The 26,226-nt window shown below is 67.9% G+C and carries 20 protein-coding genes; 13 read left to right on the top strand and 7 right to left on the bottom strand.

The features are described from left to right. Positions 1–429: 429 nt before the first annotated feature. The 7 genes from ACFYR3_RS08070 (at position 430) to ACFYR3_RS08040 (ending at position 11,986) form a co-directional block, all read left to right on the top strand. A complete protein-coding gene (locus ACFYR3_RS08070; RefSeq protein WP_389282060.1) occupies positions 430–2,853 on the top strand; it encodes an ABC transporter substrate-binding protein in 2,424 nt (807 codons plus the stop codon). A gap of 179 nt (positions 2,854–3,032) precedes the next feature. Next, complete coding sequence (gene typA, locus ACFYR3_RS08065; RefSeq protein WP_355845026.1) at positions 3,033–4,946, top strand: translational GTPase TypA; 1,914 nt, start codon at positions 3,033–3,035, stop codon at positions 4,944–4,946. A 736-nt stretch (positions 4,947–5,682) separates the two neighbouring features. Next, positions 5,683–6,717: an ABC transporter permease gene (locus tag ACFYR3_RS08060; protein WP_355845023.1), complete on the top strand. Its 1,035-nt coding sequence runs from the start codon at positions 5,683–5,685 to the stop codon at positions 6,715–6,717. A gap of 150 nt (positions 6,718–6,867) precedes the next feature. Then, complete coding sequence (locus ACFYR3_RS08055) at positions 6,868–8,673, top strand: ABC transporter substrate-binding protein (RefSeq protein WP_356781155.1); 1,806 nt, start codon at positions 6,868–6,870, stop codon at positions 8,671–8,673. A 96-nt stretch (positions 8,674–8,769) separates the two neighbouring features. Continuing rightward, positions 8,770–9,750 carry an ABC transporter permease gene (locus ACFYR3_RS08050; protein ID WP_355845018.1) on the top strand — a complete coding sequence of 327 codons (981 nt, stop codon included), beginning with the start codon at positions 8,770–8,772 and terminating at the stop codon, positions 9,748–9,750. Between the two features lie 9 nt (positions 9,751–9,759). Next, positions 9,760–10,821, top strand: a complete 1,062-nt coding sequence (locus tag ACFYR3_RS08045) for an ABC transporter ATP-binding protein (protein ID WP_355845015.1) — start codon at positions 9,760–9,762, stop codon at positions 10,819–10,821. Between the two features lie 13 nt (positions 10,822–10,834). After that, on the top strand, positions 10,835–11,986 hold the full coding sequence (locus tag ACFYR3_RS08040; protein WP_355845012.1) for a dipeptide ABC transporter ATP-binding protein: 1,152 nt from the start codon (positions 10,835–10,837) through the stop codon (positions 11,984–11,986). A gap of 380 nt (positions 11,987–12,366) precedes the next feature. Here ACFYR3_RS08040 and ACFYR3_RS08035 read toward each other — a convergent pair whose 3' ends face one another. After that, entirely contained in the window at positions 12,367–13,101 is a 735-nt protein-coding gene (locus ACFYR3_RS08035) for a class I SAM-dependent methyltransferase (protein WP_355845009.1), read from the bottom strand. A 149-nt stretch (positions 13,102–13,250) separates the two neighbouring features. Between ACFYR3_RS08035 and ACFYR3_RS08030 the strand changes: the two genes are divergently transcribed. Then, the gene (locus tag ACFYR3_RS08030; RefSeq protein WP_355845006.1) at positions 13,251–13,664 is read left to right on the top strand and encodes a VOC family protein; all 414 of its coding nucleotides are present in this window, start codon (positions 13,251–13,253) and stop codon (positions 13,662–13,664) included. On the opposite strand, the gene ACFYR3_RS08025 is transcribed toward ACFYR3_RS08030, so the two are convergent. Continuing rightward, a complete protein-coding gene (locus ACFYR3_RS08025; RefSeq protein ID WP_355845004.1) occupies positions 13,654–14,697 on the bottom strand; it encodes an amidohydrolase family protein in 1,044 nt (347 codons plus the stop codon). The two genes, ACFYR3_RS08030 and ACFYR3_RS08025, sit on opposite strands and share 11 nt — an antisense overlap. Before the next feature lie 138 nt (positions 14,698–14,835). Between ACFYR3_RS08025 and ACFYR3_RS08020 the strand changes: the two genes are divergently transcribed. Both ACFYR3_RS08020 and ACFYR3_RS08015 read left to right on the top strand, forming a co-directional pair. Further along, positions 14,836–15,348, top strand: a complete 513-nt coding sequence (locus ACFYR3_RS08020; protein WP_389282055.1) for a DinB family protein — start codon at positions 14,836–14,838, stop codon at positions 15,346–15,348. Between the two features lie 17 nt (positions 15,349–15,365). Beyond that, the gene (locus ACFYR3_RS08015) at positions 15,366–15,749 is read left to right on the top strand and encodes a VOC family protein (protein WP_355845101.1); all 384 of its coding nucleotides are present in this window, start codon (positions 15,366–15,368) and stop codon (positions 15,747–15,749) included. 202 nt (positions 15,750–15,951) lie between these two features. Here the strand turns inward: ACFYR3_RS08015 and ACFYR3_RS08010 are convergent, their stop codons facing one another. From ACFYR3_RS08010 to ACFYR3_RS07990, 5 genes are all read right to left on the bottom strand, one after another. Further along, complete coding sequence (locus tag ACFYR3_RS08010) at positions 15,952–16,998, bottom strand: dipeptide ABC transporter ATP-binding protein (RefSeq protein ID WP_355844998.1); 1,047 nt, start codon at positions 16,996–16,998, stop codon at positions 15,952–15,954. A 26-nt stretch (positions 16,999–17,024) separates the two neighbouring features. After that, positions 17,025–18,062: an ABC transporter ATP-binding protein gene (locus ACFYR3_RS08005; protein WP_355844995.1), complete on the bottom strand. Its 1,038-nt coding sequence runs from the start codon at positions 18,060–18,062 to the stop codon at positions 17,025–17,027. Positions 18,063–18,132: 70 nt separating this feature from the next. After that, positions 18,133–19,113, bottom strand: coding sequence for an ABC transporter permease (locus tag ACFYR3_RS08000; RefSeq protein WP_355844992.1), 981 nt, complete (start codon positions 19,111–19,113; stop codon positions 18,133–18,135). Positions 19,114–19,212: 99 nt separating this feature from the next. Further along, positions 19,213–20,976, bottom strand: a complete 1,764-nt coding sequence (locus ACFYR3_RS07995; protein WP_355844989.1) for an ABC transporter substrate-binding protein — start codon at positions 20,974–20,976, stop codon at positions 19,213–19,215. A 76-nt stretch (positions 20,977–21,052) separates the two neighbouring features. Continuing rightward, entirely contained in the window at positions 21,053–22,081 is a 1,029-nt protein-coding gene (locus tag ACFYR3_RS07990; RefSeq protein ID WP_355844986.1) for an ABC transporter permease, read from the bottom strand. Positions 22,082–22,607: 526 nt separating this feature from the next. Here ACFYR3_RS07990 and ACFYR3_RS07985 point away from each other — a divergent pair. From ACFYR3_RS07985 to ACFYR3_RS07975, 3 genes are read left to right on the top strand one after another with little or no spacing between them, the layout of a single operon-like run. Next, positions 22,608–24,233, top strand: a complete 1,626-nt coding sequence (locus ACFYR3_RS07985) for an ABC transporter substrate-binding protein (protein ID WP_355844983.1) — start codon at positions 22,608–22,610, stop codon at positions 24,231–24,233. A gap of 54 nt (positions 24,234–24,287) precedes the next feature. Beyond that, positions 24,288–25,211, top strand: coding sequence for an ABC transporter permease (locus ACFYR3_RS07980; RefSeq protein ID WP_355844980.1), 924 nt, complete (start codon positions 24,288–24,290; stop codon positions 25,209–25,211). Further along, the gene (locus ACFYR3_RS07975) at positions 25,204–26,226 is read left to right on the top strand and encodes an ABC transporter permease (RefSeq protein ID WP_389282051.1); all 1,023 of its coding nucleotides are present in this window, start codon (positions 25,204–25,206) and stop codon (positions 26,224–26,226) included. Before ACFYR3_RS07980 ends, ACFYR3_RS07975 begins: the two co-directional genes overlap by 8 nt.

The raw sequence follows: 26,226 nt of genomic DNA, 5'->3' as shown, positions 1-26,226 counted from the left end.
CACCGCCCCTGACGGGCGTGCCTCGGCCCCACCGCCCCTGACGGGCGTGCCTCGGCCCCACCGCCCCTGACGGGCGTGCCTCGGCCCCACCGCCCCTGACGGGCGTGCCTCGGCCCCACCGCCCCTGACGGGCGCGCCTCGGTCCACACGCCCGCCAGGGCCCCCGCGGGCGCCATGGCGGGCCCGGGTCCGTGGTGGGGCCCGGTGTACGGCGGGCCCGGGTCTGCGGTGGGCCCGCAGCGCAGCGCGGTGCGGGCCCGGATTGCGCCGCACGAGTGGGGTTCCGTACGCCCGTCGCCGTGTCGCCGCCTCTGCCCTGCCGCACTGCTCTTCAGTTAGCCCGTAGATCAGATCAGCTCCATATACCGCCAAACGGGATCAGAAGCAGACCTGCCCCCTACAGCGGAGCGTCCCCCGGAGGTTGCAGTGATGTCCCACGAAGGCGTCGGACTGCGCGCGGTGATGCGCTCGGCCGCATTCCTCACCGCGGGCGTGCTCGCGGTACCCGCCCTCGCCGCGTGCAGTGCGGACGACGAGGCGGACAAACCCGCGGCCGTGCAGGACATCGCGCCCGCGTCCCGTGACCTGATCGCGGACGGCGGCACCCTGCGCTGGGCCGTGGATGCCGTACCGGAGACGCTGAACACGTTCCAGGCGGACGCCAGCGCCGCGACCTCCCGTGTCGCCGGTGCCGTCCTGCCGTCGATGTACCGGCTGGACGCGAACGGGCGGCCGCAGATCAACTCCGATTACCTGGAGTCGGCGAAGGTCGTGGGCACGTCGCCCAAGCAGGTCGTTCTGTACAAACTCAACCAGCAGGCCGTGTGGAGCGACGGACGTGAGATCGGCGCCGCCGACTTCGCCGCCCAGTGGCGCGCCCTGTCCGGCAAGGACTCCGCGTACTGGACGGCACGCAACGCCGGCTACGACCGTATCGAGAAGATCGAGCGGGGCAAGAACAACCTGGAGGTCCGCGTCACGTTCAGCCGGCCCTACGCCGACTGGAAGGCACTGTTCTCGCCGCTGTACCCGAAGGACGTCATGGGTACCGCGGACTCCTTCAACGACGGCGCGCGGCGCAAGCTCAAGGTCACCGCGGGGCCCTTCGCGCTGAAGGAGGTCGACCGCAAGGGCGGCGAGGTCCGCCTCACCCGCAACGCCCGCTGGTGGGGCCACCCCAGCAAGCTCGACGAGATCGACCTGGTGGCGGTGGCCCGTGACAAGCGGGCCGAGGCGCTTGCCGAGGACAAGCTCGACCTTGCCGAGATCGACCCCGCCGAGGCCGAGCGCGTCACCCTCGCCGCGCGGAACAAGGACGGCGCCCCGTTGCAGGGGGCCACCCCGAGCGAGCGGCACACGGCGGGCGCGAAGGGCGAGAAGGACACGTCCAAGAAGAAGAGCGAGAAGGACACCTCGTCCGCGGAGGAGGACGGGAAGCACGCGGCGGACGAGAAGAGCGACAGGGGCGACAAGGGCACCCACGGCGAGAAGAGCGCCCACGGCGAGAAGAGCGACAAGGGCGAGAAGAGCACCAAGGGCGAGAACGGCGACGAAGGCGAGAAGGACGACGGCAGCGAGAAGGGCGCGGCAGGCGCGAAGGGGAGCGAGGCCAAGGCGAAGGAGGCCCCCTCGCGGTCGGCGCTGAGCTACTTCGTGGTCCGCAAGTCCCTCGAACCCGCCTACACCCAGCTCGCCCTCAACGGCTCGGAGGGTCCCCTCGCCGACGAGCGCGTCCGCCGCGCGGTGGCCCGCGCCCTGGACCGGAAGGAGCTGGCCCGGGTCGTCCTCCAGCCGCTCGGTCTGCCGGCCGAGCCGGTGGGCAGCCATCTCGCCCTCGCGGGCCAGGCGGCGTACGCCGACAACAGCGGCGCCCTCGGCGACCAGGACGCCGCGGAGGCGCGGGCGCTGCTCGCGGACGCCGGTTGGGTGCCCGGCGGGCCGATCACCGAGCAGAAGAAGGCGGAGAAGGCGGCCGGGTCCAAGGGCAAGAAGAAGGACGCGGGCGAGGACGACAGGCCGGGCAAGGGCGGGACGTACTTCGACGGCGAGGACGACAAGCCGTCCGGGGTGGACCGGAAGCCGGCACAGGACCCCAAGGACCACACGAGGAAGCAGGAGCAGCAGGCCGGGGCGAGGTCGGGCGCGCACTCGGACGAGCAGGCCGCCCGGCACCTGGACGGCCGGCAGTACGCCGGGCAGGGCGGCCTTCCGGGGGCGTACGCGCCCAGGGGGACGGCCGCGCCCAAGGGGACGGCCGCTCCGGCGGGCGCCGCGTCCAATGTCCTCGCCAAGGACGGCAAACCCCTGACGCTCCGCTTCGTCGTGCCCTCCGGGGCGGGCTCGGAGTCCCTTCGGCTCGTCGCCGACCGGATCGCGCGGATGCTCCAGCACATCGGTGTCCGTACGGACATCTCGAAGGTCTCCGACGAGAGCTACTTCAAGGACCACATCGCCTCGGGCCAGTACGACCTGGCGCTCTACTCGTGGCCCGCCTCCGCCTTCCCGGCCACCGACGCCCGCCCGATCTACGCCAAGCCCGTTCCGGCGGCGGACGGCTCGCTGAGCGTCGAGCAGAACTACACCCGCGTCGGTACCGACCAGGTGGATCAGCTGTTCGACCAGGCGCTTTCCACCCTGAACGAGGACGAGGAGCGCTCCCTGGTCCGCAAGGCGGACGCCCGCATCTGGGCGGCCGCCGGCTCCATCCCCCTCTATCAGCGCCCCCAGCTGGCCGCCGCCCGCATCGGCCTGGCGAACACCGGAGCCTTCGGATTCCAGACCCCGGTGTACGAGGACATGGGCTTCCTGAAGAAGGGCGCGCACCCTTCGGCGAGCCCGTCGAAGAGCCGATGACCTGGGGGTGAACGACCGGGGCCCGCCCTGTGGCGGGCCCGCCGGGTCCGGCCCCCCGTGGCCCTGCGGAGGCCGCCTCCGTCCGGGCCACGTACCATGGGGTAAGGCCGTGGCGTGTTCAGCCCGGCAGGCCCCGCGCTGCGGAGGCCGTCCACTCACTCCGGGAGAAGCGCCTCAATATGGCCACGCGCCACGACATCCGCAACGTCGCCATCGTCGCCCACGTCGACCACGGCAAGACCACTCTGGTCGACGCCATGCTCAAGCAGGCCGGTGCCTTCGCCGCGCACGCCGCCGAGTCGCTCGACGACCGCATGATGGACTCGAACGACCTGGAACGTGAGAAGGGCATCACGATCCTGGCGAAGAACACGGCGGTCAAGTACCACCCGAAGGATGGCGGCGACGTCATCACGATCAACATCATCGACACCCCCGGCCACGCCGACTTCGGTGGTGAGGTCGAGCGCGGCCTGTCGATGGTGGACGCGGTCGTCCTGCTCGTCGACGCCTCCGAGGGCCCGCTGCCCCAGACGCGCTTCGTGCTGCGCAAGGCGCTGCAGCAGCGTCTGCCGGTCATCCTGTGCATCAACAAGACCGACCGCCCGGACTCCCGGATCGACGAGGTCGTCAACGAGACCTACGACCTCTTCCTGGACCTGGACGCGGACGAGGAGCAGATCGAGTTCCCCATCGTCTACGCGTGTGCGCGTGACGGTGTCGCCTCGCTGACCAAGCCCGAGGACGGCACGGTCCCGCAGGACAGCGACAGCCTGGAGCCGTTCTTCTCCACGATCCTGTCGCACGTCCCGGCCCCGGAGTACGACGAGGCGGCCCCGCTCCAGGCCCACGTGACCAACCTGGACGCCGACAACTTCCTCGGCCGTATCGCGCTGCTCCGCGTCGAGCAGGGTGAGCTGCGCAAGGGCCAGACCGTCACGTGGATCAAGCGCGACGGCACGATGTCCAACGTGCGCATCACCGAGCTGCTGATGACCGAGGCGCTCACCCGCAAGCCCGCCGAGGTGGCCGGCCCCGGTGACATCTGCGCCGTCGCCGGTATCCCGGACATCATGATCGGCGAGACCCTGGCCGACCCGGAGAACCCGATCGCGCTGCCGCTGATCACGGTCGACGAGCCGGCGATCTCCATGACCATCGGCACGAACACCTCGCCGCTGGTCGGCCGTGGCGGCACGGGCAAGGGCGCGGACGCCAAAGCCGCGGTCAAGGACAAGGACCGCAAGGTCACCGCCCGCCAGGTCAAGGACCGTCTCGACCGCGAGCTGGTCGGTAACGTCTCCCTCCGTGTGCTCGACACCGAGCGCCCGGACGCCTGGGAGGTCCAGGGCCGCGGTGAGCTCGCGCTCGCCATCCTGGTCGAGCAGATGCGCCGCGAGGGCTTCGAGCTGACCATCGGCAAGCCGCAGGTGGTCACCCAGGTGATCGACGGCAAGGTCCACGAGCCGGTCGAGCGCATGACGATCGACGTCCCCGAGGAGCACATGGGCGCGGTCACGCAGCTCATGGGCGTCCGCAAGGGCCGCATGGACAACATGTCGAACCACGGCTCCGGCTGGGTTCGCCTGGAGTTCGTCGTTCCCTCGCGCGGCCTCATCGGCTTCCGGACCGAGTTCCTGACCGGCACGCGCGGTACAGGCATCGCCCACTCCATCCACGAGGGCCACGAGCCGTGGTTCGGCATCCTGACGACCCGCAACAACGGTTCGCTGGTCGCCGACCGCGCGGGTGCCGTCACCGCGTTCGCGATGACGAACCTCCAGGAGCGCGGTGTGCTGTTCACCGACCCCGGCACCGAGGTGTACGAGGGCATGATCGTCGGCGAGAACTCGCGCGCCGACGACATGGACGTGAACATCACCAAGGAGAAGAAGCTCACGAACATGCGGTCCGCCGCCGCTGACTCGTTCGAGGCGATCGTCCCGCCGCGCAAGCTCTCCCTGGAGCAGTCGCTGGAGTTCTGCCGCGACGACGAGTGCGTCGAGGTGACTCCGGAGTCCGTTCGCATCCGCAAGGTCGTCCTCGACCAGAAGGAGCGCGGCCGCACCGCGAGCCGCGCCAAGCACGGCTGATCCACCGGCCTCACCGGCTGATCCACCGGCAAAAAAGCCCGGGCATCCCCAGCATGGGGGTGCCCGGGCTTTTTGCCACCCGTTTTCCGCCCTCCCGTGTCCGAAATGCGGTACGCCCCGACCGATACGCATGTAACACGTCCGTTTCGGGGGCTTCTCCCGCAGATCATTTTGTCCAGATTTTGGAAGATGTACGCGCCAGCTGTGATGGAACCGAGACCTAAAGGCTGTGGTCGGTTATCTGGCTCATGTCAGATAGTTAGCCGCGTAACGCTCGGGTCAATGGGTCATGCGCTGTGGGGACAGCGCCGACTCACGAGCACAGTGGGGTGCTTGATCCTCCGTCAGGGGTGTCGTAGGTCAATCAGTACCCCTCCTGTCCGTGCACCGGTTGAGTCATGAGGAGGTACCCATGTGCGGTGTCATCAGCACCATGTGGGTCACATCGTCCCCCGCGGTCCGCGACGACGGCGCGGAGTTACGAGCCCGGGTCCGTGCCCGCGCGTACTGACGCGGAGGCCGGCGCCGAAGCCCGGCCCGACGGACCGCGCCGTGGTCTCAACTACGCGCGTCCCACTGGGGTTTCCGGGCGACTGCCGGGTAACTGACGTCTCTTCTGAACCGAACGGTGGCCGGGCACGCCAGGTGACGGCCGCCGACTTGGCGCAGCCTCCTCCGCTCCCGCGGACCGGCGCCGCCGAGTACGGCACACCCACACTTGCGGAATGGGCGAATTGTGACGAGTCCTATCGAGACTGAGGACGGCGCGGAACCGGTCGTCGTGCACGGCGGGCAGGTGGCGACCGCGAAACCCGAGGGCGAGCAGCTCGTCGGTCGGTCTCCCGGCCAGTTGATGTGGCTCCGCTTCAAGCGGGACCGCTCGGGGGTCATCTCCGCCTACGTCGTGGGGTTCTTCTTCCTGATCGGGGTGCTCGCCCCGCTGATCGCCAAGCTGTACGGCAAGAATCCGTACACGGTGTACGCGGACGAACGTCCGGAGCTCTTCGACAGCGCCGGCGTTCCGCTCCAGCCCAACGGCGGTATCAGCAGCGAGTTCTGGTTCGGCCTGGAACCCGGCAACGGCTACGACGTCTTCACCAAGCTGATCTTCGGCATCCGGACCTCGCTGATGATCTCCGTGGCGGTGACGGTCACCGTCGTGATCACCGGCATCCTGCTCGGAGTCACCGCCGGCTACATCGGCGGGAAGGTCGACTACGGCATCAGCCGCGTCATCGACTTCCTGCTGGCCTTCCCGTCGCAGCTCTTCTTCATCGCGAGCATGCCCGTCGTGGTCTCGCTCTTCGTGAGTCCGCGCGACGAGACACCGACCTATGTACGCGTGGTCGCACTGATCGCCGTCCAATGGGTCCTCGGCTGGATGAGTCTCGCCCGCATCCTGCGGGGAACCGCACTCGCGCTGCGAGAACGGGAGTTCATCGAAGCGGCCAAGGTGAGTGGGGCGTCCCCCTGGCGGATCATCAGCAAGGAGGTGCTGCCCAACGTGGTCACACCGCTCCTGGTGCAGTCCACCTACCTGCTCCCGAACTTCGTGACGATCGAGGCGGGCCTGTCGTTCCTCGGTGTCGGAATCGTCGAACCGACGCCCGACTGGGGACAGATGTTCTCCAAGGCCTCGACGGAACTCGTCCTGCAGAACGACATCACCTACATGTTCTTCCCGGGCGTCTCGATGATCATTTTCGTCGTCGCGTTCAACCTGCTCGGGGATTCGGTCAGGGACGCCTTCGATCCCAAGACGGCTCGCTGACCAAAGAGTTGTGGGGGCCTTCGCCCCGATTTCGAACGGCACTTCCACAGCACATCAATGGCACTTCACTGGTTCGACGACCGCAACTCCACGGCACCACAGGTGCACTTGTTCGCACCGGTGATACACAGATGGGTAGGAATCTGAGTGATGAGTAGGGGCGGACGCCACGCATACGCCGCAATCTCAGTGCTCGCGGCGGGAGCTCTCGTGCTCACCGGTTGCAGCAAGGGCGGCAGCGACAAGGGGAACAACAGCAAGGACAAGCAGAACGCGCAGCGCCAGCAGGCGTCGATCAAGTTCGGCAACGCCGCTGACTCCACCGGCCCCGCGGCCGAGGTCCCCGGCGCGAAGAGCGGCGGCACGATGGAGGTCCTCCAGCGTGACAGCTACGCGCACCTGGACCCGGGCCAGATCTACGTCTCCGACGAGGGCTCACTCGCCACGCTGCTCCACCGCGGTCTCACCGGGTACAAGGCCACGAGCGACGACGGCTCCAAGCACGAGGTCGTCGGCGACCTCGCCACCGACTCCGGCACCACGACGGACGGCGGCAAGACCTGGAAGTACACGCTCAAGGCCGGCATCAAGTTCGAGGACGGTACGGCGATCACGTCCAAGGACGTCCGCCAGACCATGGAGCGCCTCTTCGCCCCCTTCATCAACCAGGGCCCGCCCTACATCCAGCAGTGGCTCGCCGACACGCCGGGCGCGGACTACCGCAAGCTGCTGAAGGACGGCCCCTACAAGGGCAAGCACCTGCCGGACAGCATCCTTCAGACGCCGGACGACAAAACCATCGTCTTCAAGTTCAAGACGTCGCACCCCGACCTGCCGTACGCCCTCGCCATGGCGGGCTACGCGGTGGTGTCCGCGAAGGGCGACACCAAGGAGAAGTACGACCGCGCGCCCGTGACGACCGGACCGTACAAGATCCAGTCGTTCAAGTCCGGCAAGTCGATGGTCCTCGTGAAGAACACCAACTGGGACCCGAAGACCGACCCGATCCGTCACCAGTACGTGGACCAGTTCAACATCACGTTCAACCAGCAGTACGAGACGTCCACCAAGACGCTGCTGGCCGACACCGGCGCCGACCAGGCCGGCATCAGCTTCAACAACCAGGTCGACGCGGGCAACCTCTCCAAGGTCCTCGCCGACCCGAAGATGAAGGCCCGTACGGTCTCGGGCTTCCAGCCCTACGTCGGCCAGATGAACATCAACATGAGCCACCCGGCCCTCAAGGACAAGAAGATCCGCGAGGCCATCGCCTACGCCCTGCCGATCACGCCGTTCGTGCGAGCCTACGGCGGCACCGACGCGATGGAGGTCGCAGGCGGCCTCATCAGCCCGACCGTCAGCGGCTACGACGCGTCCTTCGACCCGTTCGGCAAGAAGAAGAAGCCGGCCGGTGACCCCGTCAAGGCCAAGGCCCTGCTGAAGGAAGCGGGCAAGGTGGGCATGAAGCTGACCTTCGGCTACATCAACACCCCCGAGGGCCAGCAGTACTCCACCGCCATGGCGGAGGGCCTGAAGAAGGCCGGCTTCGACGTCCAGCGCCAGGAGATCCCGGCCGAGACCTTCTACGACCAGGTCAGCAAGCTGGACAACAACTACGACATCTTCCACACCGCGTGGGGTGCCGACTGGCCGTCCGCCTCGACCGTGATCCCGCCGCTGTACGACGGCCGGGCGATCGCCGACGGTGCGCAGAACTACTCGCAGGTCAACGACCCCAAGGTGAACGCGGACATCGACCGCATCAACAAGATCACCGACCCGGTCAAGGGCGCGGCCGAGTGGGAGAAGGTCGACCAGTACCTGGTCAAGGACCTCGTCAACGTCGTCCCGACGGCGTACTACAAGCAGACCCAGATCGCCGGCAGCAAGGTCGGCGGCCTGGTCTACGACGACGTGATCGGTGGCGTCGACCCGCGTCGCCTGTTCGTCAAGTAACCGTCGCTCTGACGGGGCCCGGTGCGCTCGCCGCCCAGCGAGGCGGACGCGCCGGGCCCCGCTGGGCCCCGCTGACGTCTGAGAGCTGCCCCTGCCATGCTGCGCTTCCTCATTCGCCGGACACTCGGCGCCGTCGTCATTCTCTTCCTGCTGAGTATCGTCGCGTTCCTGCTGTTCTTCGGGATGCCGAGGGACCCGGGGTTGCTGATGTGCGGCAAGACATGCACGCCCGCCAACCTCGAGAACATCCACCACGTGCTCGGCCTCGACAAGTCGATCCCCGAGCAGTACGGGATCTTCCTGCACAACCTCGTGCTGGGCAGCAGCGGCTTCACCCAAGGTCCGTGCCCCGCACCCTGCTTCGGGTACTCGTACCACACCAATGAGCAGGTCTGGGGCACCCTGATGGACCGCCTGCCCACGACGGTGTCGCTGACGCTGGGCGCCGCGGTCTGCTTCCTGATCGTGGGTCTGGGCACGGGCATGCTCGCCGCATGGAAGCGCGGCACGTTCGTGGACAAGACGGTGACGGCCGGGGCGATGGTGCTCAGCTCGATGCAGATCTACTTCCTCGGCCCGCTGGCGCTGGCAGCTCTCGTCTACCAGAGCCACCTCTTCTCCAAGCCCGCCTACAACGACTTCACCGCGAACCCGGTCAGCTGGTTCACCGGACTGATCATCCCGTGGGTGATCCTCTCCACGATCTTCGCCTCGCAGTACACGCGTATGGCGCGCTCGTCGATGATCGAGCAGCTCCAGGAGGAACACGTACGCACCGCCCGGGCGAAGGGCATGTCGCGCAAGTACGTCTTCTTCCGCTACGCCTGGCGCGGTTCCCTGATCCCCATCGTCACCATCTTCGGCATCGACCTCGGCTCGCTGCTGGGCGGCGCGATCATCACCGAGTACACGTTCGGACTGCCCGGCCTCGGCAAGCTCGCCGTCGAGTCGGTGTTCTTCAGCGACCTTCCGCTGCTGCTGGGTGTGATGCTCTTCTCCGCCGCCATGATCCTGCTGTTCAACATCATCGTGGATGCCTGCTACGCCTTCATCGACCCGCGCGTGCGGCTGTCCTAGGAGCATTCCGTGACCACTCTGACCAAGGAATCGGGCGCCGGTGCCCCGACGGACTCGGGTGCCTTCCTCTCGGTGCGTGACCTGTACGTCCGGTTCAGGACCGAGGACGGCGTCGTCAAGGCCGTCGACGGGCTCTCCTTCGAGCTCGAACGGGGCAAGACCCTGGGCATCGTGGGGGAGTCGGGCTCCGGCAAGTCGGTGACCAACCTGACCGTCCTCGGCCTGCACAACCCGATGTTCACGACCATCGAGGGCGAGATCGTGCTCGACGGCCAGGAGCTGATCACGGCCCGTGAGTCGGAGTTGGAGAAGGTACGCGGCAACAAGGCCGCGATGATCTTCCAGGACCCGCTGACCGCGCTCTCCCCGTACTACACGGTGGGCCGGCAGATCGCCGAGCCGTTCAGGAAGCACACCGGGGCGTCGAAGAAGGCCGCCTGGGACCGGGCGGTGGAGATGCTCGGCAAGGTCGGCATCCCGAACCCCAAGGAGCGGGCGAAGGACTATCCGCACCAGTTCTCCGGCGGTATGCGTCAGCGCGCGATGATCGCGATGGCGCTGGTCTGCGACCCCGACCTGCTGATCGCGGACGAGCCGACCACCGCACTCGATGTCACCGTGCAGGCCCAGATCCTCGACCTCCTGAAGGACCTCCAGCAGGAGTTCGGCTCGGCGATCATCTTCATCACGCACGACCTGGGCGTGATCGCGGACATGGCCGACGACATCATGGTGATGTACGCGGGCGGGGCGGTGGAACGCGGTTCGGTGAACGAAGTGCTCCGCTCGCCCCAGCATCCCTACACCTGGGGCCTGCTGAACTCGATGCCGCGGCTGGACTCGGACCTCAGTACGCCGCTGGCGCCCATCCCCGGCGCGCCGCCCTCCCTGCTGAAGCCGCCGTCGGGCTGCCGGTTCCACCCCCGCTGCACCTTCCAGGGCGAGGTCGGGGGCGCGCGGTGCGTCGACGAACTCCCGCTGCTGCCGGCGGGCCGGGGAGGCGCGTGTCACCTCACGGCCGAGCAGAAGCAGACCATTTTCATCGAGCAGATCAAGCCCCGGCTGCGGTAGGGAGAACAGCAACATGAAGGAAGACGTCGCAAAAGACGTCCCGACGGGTGCTGCCACGCTGCCCGCCCCGCGCGCGGCCGCCGGCGACAGCTCCGCGGAGCCGTTGCTGGTGGTCGAGAACCTGGTCAAGCACTTCCCGGTCAAGGGCGGCTTCCCGATCCGGCGCACCATCGGCGCGGTGCAGGCCGTGGACGGCATCGACCTGACGGTCCACGTGGGCGAGAGCTTCGGCCTGGTGGGGGAGTCGGGCTGCGGCAAGTCGACGACCGGACGCCTGATCACCCGCCTTCTGGAACCGACGGGCGGCACGATCTCGTACCGCGGCCAGGACATCAGCCACGCCAGTCGCAAGCAGCTGACGCCGGTCCGCTCCGAGATCCAGATGATCTTCCAGGACCCCTATTCGTCGCTGAATCCGCGCCAGACGGTCGGCAAGATCATCTCGGCTCCGATGGAGATCAACGGGATCAATCCGGAAGAGGGCCGGGAGAAGCGGGTCCGCGAACTGCTGGAGATCGTCGGGCTCAGCCCCGAGCACTACAACCGCTTCCCGCACGAATTCTCCGGCGGTCAGCGCCAGCGCATCGGCGTGGCCCGCGCACTGGCCTCGGAGCCGAAGCTGATCGTCGCGGACGAGCCGGTCTCCGCCCTGGACGTCTCCATCCAGGCGCAGGTCGTCAACCTCCTCCAGGAGGTGCAGAAGGAACTGGGCATCGCGTTCCTGTTCATCGCCCACGACCTGGCGGTCGTACGGCACTTCTCGCAGCGTGTCGCGGTCATGTACCTCGGCAAGGTGATCGAGGTCGGCGACCGGGAGTCGATCTACACCCGGCCCCGGCACCCCTACACCCACGCCCTGCTCTCCGCGGTCCCCGAGGTCGAACTGAACGAGACGGGCAAGGTTCGGCGTGAGCGGATCCGGCTCGCGGGCGACGTGCCGTCACCCATCTCCCCGCCCTCCGGCTGCCGGTTCCGCACCCGCTGCTGGAAGGCGCAGGACAAGTGCGCCCAGGAGGAACCGCCGCTGGTCCGGATCTCGGGCAACCACGACGGCCACCTGACGGCCTGCCACTTCCCGGAGGACCCGACCACCGAGGGCCGCGCCGAGGACATCGTGCTGGACCCGGCACTGGTGGCCCTGGAGGACGCCTCAGAGGGCCTGTAGGCGACCTGTCGGACACGGGCCCGCTGCTGTCGCGCGGGCCCCTGTGCCCTTCGGGAGAGGAGGGGTGCCGCCGCGCCGGCCCGTGTCGCTTGGTGAGCTTGGTGAGGCGGGGTGCCCGCAGTGCGGGCTCGGCCCCAGGGGGTCCTGCCGGCCGCCGCCGTGCGGGCTCTGTCTCCGGGGCTCGTGGCGGGCTGCCCCCGTGCGGTTTCGCCTCCGGGGCCTCTCACCGGCTGCCGCCCGCAGGGGCTTGTGCCCGTATCTCCTGGTCGCCTGCCCGCTCTGCGGGGCCGTTCCTTTCGGCGGGGTCCGCCACCTCCGGGCGGGGTCCGCCACCTCCGGTGGCCGGGTCCCTCACTTTCGCGTGGGCGCGTTCGCTCGGGTCAGGCCGGGCCCGCGACGGTGATGATCTCGGGGGCGGTGGGGGAGAGCGGCTCCCGGCCCCAGTCGCCGTACTGCTCGCGCACGACGAGTCCGGCCTCGCCGAGGAACTCCCCGAGCGCGTCCGCGCCCAGGAACCGCAGGGTGCTGCGGCTGACCCTCGGCCGTTCCCAGCGCGCGTGCTCGAACGTCTCGCTGAACGTCACGCGGTCCCCGAGCACGGGCGTCTCGACCTCGTGCCGGACCCGTACGGCGTCCCCGTGCTCGTCGCTGACCTCGCGGGCCCGCTCGGGCCGCCAGGTCTCCCACGCCCGGACCGCGGGATTGCGGGTCTCGAAGACGAACCGCCCGCCGTCGCCGAGCGCCTGCCGCACGGCGGCCAGCGCGGAGCGCACCTCCTCGTCGCCGACGAGCACCTGAAACGCGTGCCCGGTCATCACGACCAGGTCGAACTCCCGCTCCCAGCGCACCGATCCGAGATCCCCGAGTACCCACTCGACGTCGGCCTGCCGGCGCCCCTGCACCAGCATGGCCGCGGCGGGATCGAGCCCGCACAACCGCCCCTCGTGACCGGCCTCCCGGGCCCGCGCCAACAGCCGTCCCGTCCCGCATCCGACATCGAGCACGGACCGCGCGGACATCACCAGGTCCAGGTAGAAGTCGTCGCTCGGGCCCCATGGATTCAGCGCGTCGTACAGGGCGGCGAGCGAGACGTCACTGAACGAACGGTCAGTCATCGCAGCAGTCTCTCAGCCCGCGCGGCCACCCGAAACCACTGATCGGGAAGGATCGGGTGAGCAAGTGGGCGAAAGTGGTGGCAGGTTGAACGGGCCGACCGGGAGCCGGGGAAACTGGCTCCGACACCGCTCGCGAGAAACGGGACGAGATGCTGCATCACCTCGAGCTGTGGGTACCGGACCTGGGGCGGGCCGTGCGCTCCTGGGGCTGGCTGCTGGAGCGGCTCGGGTACGCGCCGTACCAGGACTGGCCGGACGGCCGTAGCTGGCGGCTGGGGGAGACCTACCTCGTGTTCGAGCAGTCGCCCGCCCTGACCGCGGACCACCACGACCGGCTGCGCCCGGGGCTCAACCACCTCGCCTTCCACGTCACGAGCCGGGCCGAGCTCGACACACTCGTCGAGGAGGCACCGGCGTACGGCTGGACGCTCCTGTTCCCCGAACGCCACCCCTACGCGGGCGGCTCCGGACACCGCGCCGCCTACCTGGAGAACACCGACGGCTTCGAGGTCGAACTCGTCGTCAGGGAGGCCAAGAGGGAGGCCGAGGGCGTCAGCGGATGATCCGGCCGCGCAGCACGATGCGCCGCGGGTGCCGCAGGACCCCCGGTTCCCCGCGGGGGTCCGTGTCGTAGACGGTGATGTCGGCCAGGGCGCCCTCGGTCAGCAGGGGCAGACCCAGGAAGGCACGCGCGGTCCAACTGGCCGCGCCGACGCCGGCCTCGGGCGGCAGCCCGGCCCCGACGAGGTGCTCGACCTCGACGGCGACGTTGCCGTGGGGGGCCGAGTCCGTGCCGGCGAGAACGGTGACACCGGCGTCGTACGCCTCCCGGACCCGGCGGATCATCGTGCGGTGCCCCTCGTGCCAGAGCCGGCCCCGGGCGTTGTCCTTGGCGCGGCGTTTCGCGCCGTACGCGAACGCGGTGAGGGTGGGGACGTACGACGTGCCGTGCCCGGCCATCAGCCCGACGCACTCCTGCGGCATCCCCATGCCGTGCTCGATCGAGTCGACCCCGGCGCGGGCCGCGCCCAGCACGCCCGCCGCGGACTGGCAGTGGGCCGCGACCCGGCCACCCGCCGCGTGCACGCCCTCGACCACGTCGCGCAGCAGCTCGTACGGCACCGGTGGCGCCTCGAAGTCCCAGTCGCCCATGAGCTTGCACCAGCCGTCGTGGGCCTTCGCCTCGGCCACCGCCGCGGCGACCAGGTCGTCGGTCACCGTGTGGAACCCGGCGTTGCGGGAGAGCCCCGCCCAGGCCAGCCAGCGACCCGCCGTGATCATGCGGGGCGAGCCGGCGGCCTCGCGCAGCTCGTCGGGGATCTCACCCAGCAGACCCGGAAAGCGCAGGGCCGTGACGCCCGCGTCCCGGTGCTCGGCGATCTGCTCGGCGAAGACCTCCGGATCGAAGCCCGTGCCGTCCCCCGCGGCGGTACCCGGGTGGGTGTGGACGTCCACGAGGCCCGGCAGCAGGAATCCGCCGTCGGCGACGGTCTCCGCCGGGACGGAGGGGCGCTGGAAGGTGATCCGGTCGCCGAGTGTCCAGAGGTCGCGTACGACGCCGTCGGGCAGGACGGTTCCGCGCAGGTGGAAGGACATGACGCGACAGTCTGCCGGTGCCGGCCGGGTGAGGGCAACGCCCCCCGCACGGACCGCCTTTGACGGTCCGTGGCCGCCGCCCAGTCGCTCGACTTAATCGCTCGACATCGACCGGGTCGACCGGGATGCTTCACCTCGATGACTTCACAGACACGAACGGACACACCCCCCGCCTGGGACGAGCGCACCCAGCTGGCCACGTTCCTCGACTACGCCCGCGCCACCGTCCGCGCCAAATGCGAGGGCGTGTCCGCTGAGGACGCCCGCAAGACCCCGCTGCCCGGGTCCCCGCTGATGACCCTCAGCGGGCTCGTCAACCATCTCCGCTGGGTCGAGTACCACTGGTTCCAGGTGGTCTTCCTGGGCGAGGAGTCCAAGGGTCCCTGGACGGACGAGGACCCCGACCGCGAGATGCGTATCGCCGTCGACTTCCCGCTGCCGCAGCTCCTCGACGAGTACGAGGAACAGAGCGCCCGCTACCGCACGTTGGTGGCCGCGCACGACCTCGACGCCAAGGCCGAACGGCCGGGCCGCGACGGCACCCGGTTCGACCTCCGCTGGATCGTCCTCCACCTCGTGGAGGAGACGGCCCGCCACAACGGCCACCTCGACATCCTGCGTGAGCTGGCCGACGGCCGGACGGGAGACTGACCGTGGCAGAAGCTCAGTTGTCGCACCCCACCATCCGCACGATCACCTTCGACTGCGTCGGCGATCCGTACGATGTCGGGCTGTTCTGGAGCCGGCTGCTCGGCCGGCCGCTCCACGACGACGACAAGCCCGGTGACCCGGAGGCGGTGATCGAGGACCCGTCCGGTGGCCCGACCCTCCTGTTCGTGCGGGTCCCCGAGGGCAAGACCGTCAAGAACCGCGTCCACCTCGACCTGACCCCGCACGGCCGCACCCGCGACGAGGAGGTCGAACACGCCCTGTCTCTCGGCGCCCGCCGAGTCGCGGACCACATTCGCCCCGACGGCGGCGGCTGGGTCGTCCTCGCGGACCCCGAGGGCAATGAATTCTGTATGGAACGCGGAGATCTGGAGTTGGGTTGACCCGGCCGGTCGGATGCCGGAACGGTCCCGTCAGGGACCCGGCGATTCCCTTGGCGGGACGGAGAAGGCCCGCACCGGGACGGAGAAGGCCCGCACCGAGACGGTGCGGGCCTTCGTTCCCCTGAAACCGGCGTTCATGGGCTCGGGTCAATGGGCCGAGAAAGTCGGTTCCGCAAGGGGGCGGCTGACGAAAAGGGGTGTGTCAGACCGCCGCCTCGGGGTCCTTGGAGAGACGCTGGGCCGGAATGGTCTCCTTCGTCTCCGGGTAGTGGCACGCCGTCAGGTGACCGTCGCTGCTGCCCGAGATCTGCACCAGCGGCGGAGCCTCGGTCGCGCACTTCTCCGTCGCCTTCCAGCAGCGGGTGCGGAAGCGGCAGCCCGACGGCGGGTTGAGCGGGGAGGGCACGTCACCGGTGAGCAGGATGCGCTCGCGGGCCGGGACGTCGTCCGCGGTCGCCTCGGGAACGGCGGACATCAGCGCCCGCGTGTACGGGTGGCGCGGGTTCTCGTACAGGTCCTCGCGGTTGGCGATCTCGACGATCTTGCCGAGGTACATCACCGCGACGCGCTCCGAGAAGTGCCGCACGATCGCGAGGTCGTGGGCGATGAACAGGAACGCGATGCCCAGGTCCCGCTGGAGGTCCTGGAGCAGGTTCACGACCTGGGCCTGGATGGAGACGTCGAGCGCCGAGACCGGCTCGTCCGCCACGATCAGCTTCGGCGAGAGCGCCAACGCCCTTGCCACACCGATGCGCTGGCGCTGACCGCCGGAGAACTCGTGCGGGAAGCGGTTGTAGTGCTCCGGGTTGAGGCCGACCGTCTCCAGGAGTTCGCGGACGCGCTTCTCGTGGCCGCCGGGCGGGTTGATCCCGTTGATCTCCATCGGACCCGAGATGATCTTGCCGACCGTCTGCCGCGGGTTCAGCGAGGCGTACGGGTCCTGGAAGATCATCTGGATCTCGGACCGGATCGGCGCCAGCTGCTTGCGGCCCGCGTGCGTGATGTCCTGGCCGCGGTAGCTGATCTTGCCGCCGGTGGGCTCGAGCAGGCGCGTGACCAGCCGGCCCGTCGTCGACTTGCCGCAGCCGGACTCGCCGACGAGGCCGAGGCTCTCGCCCTCGCCGATCTGGAAGTCGAGACCGTCGACGGCCTGGACCGCGCCGATCTTCCGCTTGAAGGGGAAGCCGCCCATCACCGGGAAGTGCTTGGTCAGTCCGGTGACGTCCAGGAGGGGGTTCGTGTTGCTCATGATCGTGAAGTCCCGTCTCAGTTACGTCAGTGCGACCGGGTCGCGGCGTAGTCGGCGAAGAAGTCGCGGCGCTGGTCCGCCGTGAGGTGGCAGGCGGCACCGCGCCCGTCCGTGATCTCCAGCAGCGGCTGCTCCGTGGAGCAGAGGCCGCCGGTGACCTTCTCCGCGAAGGTGCACCGCGGGTGGAAGCGGCAGCCGGTCGGCGGGTTGAGGAGGGAGGGCGGCGAACCGGGGATCGGCGTCAGCGGTACGTCGACCGGTCCGTCCAGACTCGGCATCGAGCCCAGCAGGCCCCAGGTGTACGGGTGCTGCGGCGCGCGCAGCACCTCCTTCTTGGTGCCCCGCTCGACGCACCGGCCGCCGTACATCACCAGTACGTCGTCCGCGATGTCGGCGATGACGCCGAGGTCGTGGGTGATGAAGATGATCGCCGTGCCGAACTCCTGCTGGAGGTCCTTGAGCAGGTCCATGATCTGGGCCTGCACGGTCACGTCGAGCGCCGTGGTCGGCTCGTCCGCGATCAGCAGCTCGGGGTCGCAGACCAGAGCCATCGCGATCATCGCGCGCTGGCGCATACCGCCGGAGAACTGGTGCGGGTAGTCGTCCACCCGGACGTCCGGCTGCGGGATGCCGACGCGCCTGAGCATCTCGATCGCCCGCGCCCGGGCCTCCTTCTTGGAGGCGCCGGTGTGCTTGCGGTACGTCTCGCCGATCTGCTTGCCGATGGTGTGGTACGGCGACAGCGAGGCCAGCGCGTCCTGGAAGATCATCGACATCTTGTTGCCGCGCAGCTTCTCCAGCTCCCGCTCGGAGGCGGTCAGCAGCTCCTTGCCGTCGAGCAGGATCTCGCCGTCGATGGCGGTGCGGGCGCGGTCGTGCAGACCGAGGATCGTCAGGTTCGTGACGGACTTGCCCGAGCCCGACTCGCCCACGATGCCGAGCGTCTTGCCCTTGGCCAGGTCGAAGGTGAGACCGTCGACGGCCTTGACGACGCCGTCTTCGGTGGAGAAGTGGACCTTCAGATCCCTGACGGACAGGAAGGGCTGCTGATCGGTGCTCGTCACGGGGACGCTCCTGGGGGTGATGCGAGGGGTAGCTTGCGGGTCGGCGGTGGAGGGCGGTGGGGCGCCGGGGTCAGGCGAGCCGGATCCGCGGGTCGATGAAGGCGTAGACGGCGTCCACGAGGATGTTGAAGAAGACGATCGCCCCGGACGCCACCACGGTCACGGCCAAGAGCATCGGCAGGTCGTTCGCTTCCACGGCGGTCACGGCGAGCCGGCCGATGCCCTGGAGGCTGAAGACCGACTCGGTGATGATGGCGCCACCGATCAGGGTGCCCAGGTCGATGCCGAAGATCGTGACGATCGGACCCATCGCTCCGCGCCAGGCGAAGCGGAAGAACACTGCGCGCCGGGACAGGCCCTTGGCGCGCGCCGTGCGCACGTAGTCCTCGCTGAGCTGTTCGACCAGCTGGGAGCGCGTCATACGCGTGTAGTTCGCGGTGAAGATGATGGAGAGCGTCAGCCAGGGCAGCAGCAGGCCGCTCGCCCAGGCGGCCGGGTTGTCGAAGAACGGCGTGTACGACGGCTGGTCGAGGATGCCGAGCTGCTGGACCAGGAAGTACAACGCGATGTAGCCGACGAAGTAGATCTGCAGCGAGGAGCCGATCAGCGAGAACGAGCTGGCGATCTTGTCGGCCGCCTTGCCCTGCTTGACCGCGGCGATCATGCCGGTGCCGACGCCGATGATGAGGAAGAAGAACGAGGCACCGAGCGCGAGGGAGATCGTCGTCGGCATACGGTCCATGATCGTGCCGAGAACCGGCTCACGGTTGGTGAACGAGAAGCCGAGGCAGGGGGCGTTGCAGTTGCCCAGACCGCCGTAGTCGCGGCCGACGAAGATGCCCTCCAGCCAGTGCCAGTACTGCACCGGCAGCGGGTCGGCGATCCCGAGGTTGTGCCTGACCTGCTCCAGAAGGTCCTTGGTGCAGACCTTTCCGCACGCCATACGAGCTGGGTCACGCGGGATCGCGTAGAAGAGCATGAAGGTGACGGCGCTGATGATCAGCAGAATCACAAGTGCGCCGATGACACGGCGGACTAGAAAACGGAGCATGGCGTGACTTTCCGGACGGGGCGCCGTCGCCGGGGTGTGGGGAGGGTACGAGAGAGGGACCGGGGCGGCGGCGGTGACCGCCGCCGCCCCGAAGCGGGATCAGGCCTTCGCGGCGTAGACCTTGCCCAGTGCGATGCAGGTGTTGCCGGAGTCGTAGATCACGCCGCCGACCTTGGAGCCGTGGAAGTAGTTACGGATCGGGTTGTAGTCCGGAACCACGGCGGCGAGCTGCATGATCTGCTCGTCGATGTCGCCCCACATCTTGGCGGCCTTCTTCGCGTCGGGCTCGATCGTGGCGGCGGCGATCGCCTTGTCCACGCTCGCGTCCTTCAGCTGCGGCCAGTTGACACCGCCGTCGGCGATCTGGCTGCTGTCGAAGCAGGGCTGGATGACCGCGTAACCGGCCGGCCAGTCCGGGCCCCAGCCGGCGGCGAACATGTCGTACTCGTTGTCGAGCTGGCCGATCTGGCTGTAGAAGGAGGTCTTGTCGACCTGCTTCACGACCGGCGTGAAGCCGGCCTTGGTCAGCGCGGTCTTGATCGCGACGGCCTGCTTGACGGCGTTGTCCGACTGCTGCATGGCGACGACGATGCGCTGGCCCGACTTGCCGGCGTCCTTGAGAAGGGACTTGGCCTTCTCGGGGTCACCCAGGGGCTTCGTCTTCTTGTTGTAGAGGTCGAAGTCCTTGTGGCCCGGGGTGAGCGGGCTGATGATCGTGGTCGCGGTCGCCGTGGAGAGCGAACCACCGCGGATCTGCTGGAGCTGCTTCGACGGCCACGCGAAGTTGAGCGCCTGGCGCACCTTGACGTCGGTGACGCGCTTGGTGTTGATCGCGAAGTAGTAGCAGGTGGTGTCGACCTGGGTCAGGACGCGCTTCTTGAGCGTCGGGTCCGTCATGACCTTCTGGATGCGCTCGGGGGCGACCTCGTTGAGCAGCGACAGCGTGAACTGGTCGTTGCCCTGGTCGGCGACGTAGCGGTCGGTGGAGGCCAGCGGCTGGAAGCCGAACTGGAACTCGAACTTGTCCGGGTACGCGTTGCGCAGCGGGTCCGTCTCGGCCACCCAGTGCGTGTTGCGGACCAGCGAGGCCGACTTGCCGATGCTGCGGTTGGCGATCTTGTACGGGCCGCAGGAGATCGGGTGCTTGTCGTACTTCTCCTTGGTGTCGTGCTTCTTGGGCACGATGGAGAAGCCGCGCATGGCCACCATGAAGTTGAAGTCGGCGTGGGCCTCCTTCAGCTTGAACGTGATGGTCTTGCCGGAGACCTCGATGGAGTCGAGGTGCTTGCCGCCGTAGGGACCCTTGTACTTGTCGCCGCCGATCAGCCAGCCCTGCGGGTAACGGGGGCCCTGGGTGACGAACGAGGCGAAGAGGCGCTCGAAGGTCCAGCGCACGTCCTCGATCGTGACGTCGGCGCCGTCCTCCCACTTCACGTTGTCCTTCAGCGTGAAGGACCAGGTCTTGCCGCCGTCGGCCGCGGTGCCGGCGTCCGTGGCGAGGTCACCCACGAGCGTGGTGCCGCCCTTGGTGTCGACCTTGTAGCCGGTCAGACCGCGCAGGAACAGGACCGAGCAGGAGCCCTCGTACGAGGAGTAGAGCTGCGCCGGGTCGAGGTGGTCCCAGTCGATCTGGTCCAGCGTGTAGATCGTGCCGCCCTTGACCGCGCCGGGGACCTCGGGAGCCGCGCCCGTGGAGTCCGCCTTGGTGCCGACCGCGATGGTGGCCGCCTTGGCCTTGGCCACGGACGGAGCCTTGTTGTTGCCGCTCCCGCCGCTGTTGCCGCTGCTGCAGGCGCTGAGGACCGTGGTCGCGCCGGCAGCCACACCAGTGGCTATGAGGAAGTTTCTGCGGGAAAAGGACATGGCTTACCTGCCTAGTGGTGGGTGAGTGAGAGACGGGTAACCAGCCGGACGACTACGACCGGGGCTGGGATGGAAGTCAGCGCTTGGACTTCGGGTCGAGTGCGTCGCGGACCGAGTCTCCGAGCAGGTTGAAGGCGAGTACGAAGATGACCATCGAGACGCCCGGGAAGATCATGAACGTGATGTCTTCCGTGTAGAAGCTGGCACCGCGTTGGATCATGACGCCCCAGTCGGGGGTCGGGTCCTGGATGCCTGCGTTGAGGAAGGCGAGACCGGCTTCGGCCGTGACGTAGGCCGGAAGCATGAGGGTCGACTGGATCAGGATCGGCGTCCAGAGGTTGGGCAGCAGTTCCTTGAAGACGATGCGGCGCGAGGACGCGCCGGTCACCTTCGCCGCCTCGACGAACTCGCGCTCCCGCAGACCGAGGACCTGACCGCGCAGCAGACGCGCGATGGAGGCCCAGCCGAAGGCGGAGAGGACAACGATCAGGCAGGTGGCCCGCAGCCAGGTCGGGACGTCTTCGTTGAACGGGACGAAGAGCGCGTAGACGACCGGCATGAAGGCGATGAAGAACAGCGTGGACGGGAACGACAGCAGGATGTCGATGATCCGGCCGACGAAGTAGTCCGTCTTGCCGCCGAGGTATCCCGCGGTGATGCCGATCACCACGCCGACGAAAGTGGTCAGCAGGGTGGCCGCGGTGGCGATCATCAGCGACGTGCGGATGCCGTACAGCAGGAACGTGAAGACGTCCCGGCCCAGCTGGGGCTCGATGCCGAACCAGAAGTTGCTGTCGATGCCGCCGTTGGGCTTCACCGGGAAGGCGAAGTCGTTGAGCAGACCGTCCGACTCCTGGCCGTACTGCTCGTACGGATTCTTCCCGTACAGCTTCGCGATCAGCGGCGCGCAGATCGCGATCACGAAGAAGAAGATCACGATGTACGCGGATATGACGCCGGTGCGGTCACGCTTGAACCGCTTCCAGGCGAGTCGTCCCGGGGAGCGACTCTCCGAGCCCTTGGGGTTGGAAGACGAATCCGGGATCGATCCGATCTCGTCGGTCACCTCAAGCGATGCGGCCGCGGAAGGAGTGGGGAGGGTCATGGTGCTCCAGGCCCGTGGGGTCAACGGCGTCCGCAGGGCGCTCCCTACGGGCTACGCCGGACTTTTTCAACGCAATTCATGCAAGGTCAATAAAATCTCGGTCGCCTTGGTTTTCTCTTTACTGTCTTTGCCTGGATTTGACCTCAGCGTAACTACGCGTGTAGCGCACTGTGGCCGTTCTGTGTCCGGATTCGGACTAACTTCGTGAAACGGGCAATGAGTTCGTTATCCGGACGCCGGAGTCTCGGAATGCGTACATCTAGTGCACTGGAATCAACGGTTCCGCATCGATGTGCGGAGATCCGTTGCATCGAAGGTCAAGATCCTCTTCGCCGACGGTCAAGATCTTCTGACGACGCATCCGGAATGCCTCCTTCTGGATGAGCCGACACCCGGAAGGGTGGGGTAAATATGCGATGCGCCCCGTATGGACGGATATTGGGCCCTAAAGGCACAGCGCACCGGAGCCGGAGGTCCGACCCCGACCCGGCGCCGGCGGCACAGCGCACTCTTGAGGAGGCACTCCATGCGTGGAGCCACGCACGCCAAATGGGCCGCATGTGCGGTGGCGGTAGCCCTCGCGGCGTCCGCCTGCGGAGGCGGAGGGGGCGGAAGCAGCAGCGGCTCCGGCACCGTCAGCGCCTCCTGGGGTGACCCGCAGAACCCGCTGGAGCCGTCCAACACCAACGAGGTGCAGGGCGGCAAGGTCCTCGACATGATCTTCCGCGGGCTGAAGCGGTACAACGCCAAGACCGGCGCCGCCGAGGACATGCTCGCCCAGAAGATCGACACCACGGACTCGCAGAACTTCACGATCACGGTCAAGAGCGGCTGGAAGTTCAGCAACGGCGAGGCCGTCACCGCGCAGTCCTTCGTCGACGCCTGGAACTACGGCGCCAGCCTGAAGAACAACCAGAAGAACGCGTACTTCTTCGGGTACATCGAGGGCTACGACAAGGTGCACCCCGACACGGGCAGCCAGAGCGCCGACACCCTCTCCGGGCTCAAGGTGACCGGCACGAACACGTTCACCGTCAAGCTCACCCAGAAGTTCTCGACCTTCCCGGACACCCTCGGCTACGTGGCCTTTGCGCCGCTGCCCAAGGCGTTCTTCAGCGACCACGCCGCCTGGGTGAAGAAGCCCGTCGGCAACGGCCCGTACACCATCGACTCCTACGCCAAGGGCTCGCAGATGGCCCTGGTGAAGTGGGACGGCTACCCCGGTGACGACAAGGCGCAGAACGGCGGTGTGACCCTCAAGGTCTACACGGACAACAACACCGCCTACAACGACCTCCTGGCCGGAAACCTCGACCTCGTCGACGACGTGCCCGCGGCCCAGCTCAAGAACGCCAAGAGCGACCTGAACGGCCGGTACATCAACACCCCGGCCGGCATCATCCAGACCCTCGCCTTCCCGTTCTACGACCCGAAGTGGAACACCAGCGGCGCGACGAAGGTCCGTCAGGGACTGTCCATGGCGATCAACCGCCAGCAGATCACCGACACGATCTTCCAGAAGACACGGACGCCCGCGAGCGACTGGACCTCACCGGTGCTCGGCGAGAAGGGCGGCTTCCAGGAAGGGCTGTGCGGCAAGTACTGCGACTACAACCCGACCGAGGCCAAGAAGATGGTCCAGGAGGGCGGCGGTCTGCCCGGCGGCCAGGTCAAGATCTCGTACAACGCGGACACCGGCTCCCACAAGGAATGGGTCGACGCCGTCTGCAACTCGATCAACAACGCCCTCGGCAACGACAAGGCGTGCGTCGGCAACCCGATCGGCACCTTCGCCGACTTCCGCAACCAGATCGGGCAGCACAAGATGCCCGGTCCGTTCCGGGCCGGCTGGCAGATGGACTACCCGCTGATCCAGAACTTCCTCCAGCCGCTGTACTACACGAACGCCTCCTCCAACGACGGCCAGTGGTCGAACAAGCAGTTCGACAGCCTGGTCAACCAGGCGAACGCCGAGACCGACACCACCAAGGCCATCAAGCTTTTCCAGCAGTCCGAAGGGGTCGTACGGGACAACATGGCCGCCATCCCGCTCTGGTACCAGAACGGCAGCGCCGGCTACTCGGACAAGGTCTCGAACGTGGCGCTCAACCAGTTCAGCGTCCCGGTCTACAACGAGATCACCGTCAACTGAGCCGCCCGGGGCGGGTCCGTCACAACGGCCCGCCCCTCTATCCCCGGAGCACTCATGGGACGGTACGTCATCCGGCGTCTGCTGCAGATGATCCCGGTCTTCTTCGGCGCCACCATTCTCATCTTCCTGATGGTGAACGTGATGGGTGACCCCATCGCGGGCCTGTGCGGTGAACGGCAGTGCGACCCCGCCACGGCCGCCCAGCTGCGCGCGGACTTCGGCCTCGACAAACCCCTGTGGCAGCAGTACCTGACCTACCTCGGCAACATCTTCACCGGTGACTTCGGCACCGCGTTCAACGGACAGCCGGTCACCGAGCTGATGTCCTCCGCGTTCCCGGTCACCATCCGGCTGACGATCGTCGCGATCTTCTTCGAGATCGTCATCGGCATCACGCTCGGCGTCATCACCGGTCTGCACCGCGGCCGGCCCGTCGACACCGGCGCCCTGCTGCTCACCCTCGTCGTCATCGCGGTGCCGACCTTCGTCACCGGTCTGCTGGCCCAGCTGCTGCTCGGTATCAAGTGGGGCTGGATCAAGCCGTCCGTCTCCCCGGCCGCCACCTTCAGTGAGCTGATCGTGCCGGGCCTGGTGCTGGCATCGGTCTCCCTCGCCTACGTGACCCGTCTGACCCGGACCTCCATCGCGGAGAACAAACGGTCCGACTACGTCCGTACGGCCGTCGCCAAGGGCCTGCCGCGGCGCCGCGTGACCATCCGGCACTTGCTGCGCAACTCGCTGATCCCCGTGGTCACCTTCATCGGCACCGACATCGGCGCGCTGATGGGCGGCGCGATCGTCACCGAGCGGATCTTCAACATCCACGGTGTCGGCTACCAGCTCTACCAGGGGATCGTGCACCAGAGCACCCAGACCGTCGTCGGCTTCGTGACCATCCTCGTCCTCATCTTCGTGGTCGCCAACCTCCTCGTCGACCTCCTGTACGCCGTACTCGACCCGAGGATCCGCTATGCCTGAGCAGCCGCCGTACGAGGAAGAGGAATTTCACCACGGTCCCGAGGGCCCGCCGCCGGAGGACCTCGCCATCGCCCCGACCGGCTTCGGAGGCACGATGGACCTCGGGTCGAGCGAGGCGGAGACGCTGGAGAAGACGCCGGGGGGACCGGAGGGCACGGGACCGAAGGAGAAGCCGCGCTCCCTGTGGTCCGACGCCTGGCGGGACCTGCGCCGCAACCCCGTCTTCATCATCTCCGGGCTTGTCATCCTCTTCCTGGTCGTCATCTCGATCTGGCCCTCCCTGATCACCTCCCAGAGCCCCCTCAAGTGCGACCTCTCCAAGGCGCAGCAGGGCTCGCAGTCCGGACACCCCTTCGGCTACGACGGACAGGGCTGCGACGTCTACACACGGACCGTGTACGGGACCCGCGTCTCGATCAGCGTCGGTGTGCTCGCCACGGTCGGGGTCGCGCTCCTCGGCTCGTTCCTCGGCGGTCTTGCCGGCTTCTACGGCGGGGTCGGCGACTCGATCCTGTCCCGGATCACCGACATCTTCTTCGCGATCCCCGTCGTGCTCGGCGGTCTGGTCCTGCTCTCCGTGGTGACCAGCAACACCATCTGGCCGGTCGTCGGGTTCATGGTGCTGCTCGGCTGGCCGCAGGTCTCCCGTATCGCGCGCGGCTCCGTCATCACCACCAAGGAGAACGACTACGTCCACGCTGCCCGCGCCCTCGGCGCCTCCAACTCGCGGATGATGCTCCGGCACATCACCCCGAACGCGGTCGCGCCGGTGATCGTCGTCGCGACCATCGCGCTCGGCACGTACATCTCGCTGGAGGCGACGCTGTCGTACCTGGGCGTCGGTCTCAAGCCCCCGACGGTCAGCTGGGGCATCGACATCTCCTCGGCCTCCGCGTACATCCGCCAGGCCCCGCACATGCTGTTGTGGCCGGCCGGCGCGCTCGCGATCACCGTGCTCGCGTTCATCATGCTCGGCGACGCGGTGCGCGACGCCCTCGACCCGAAGCTGAGGTGA

The organism is Streptomyces sp. NPDC005784 (assembly GCF_042871525.1).
Taxonomy (GTDB): domain Bacteria; phylum Actinomycetota; class Actinomycetes; order Streptomycetales; family Streptomycetaceae; genus Streptomyces.
The sequence above is the reverse complement of the archived record's forward strand: the minus strand, read 5'-3'. Positions and strand labels throughout refer to the sequence as shown.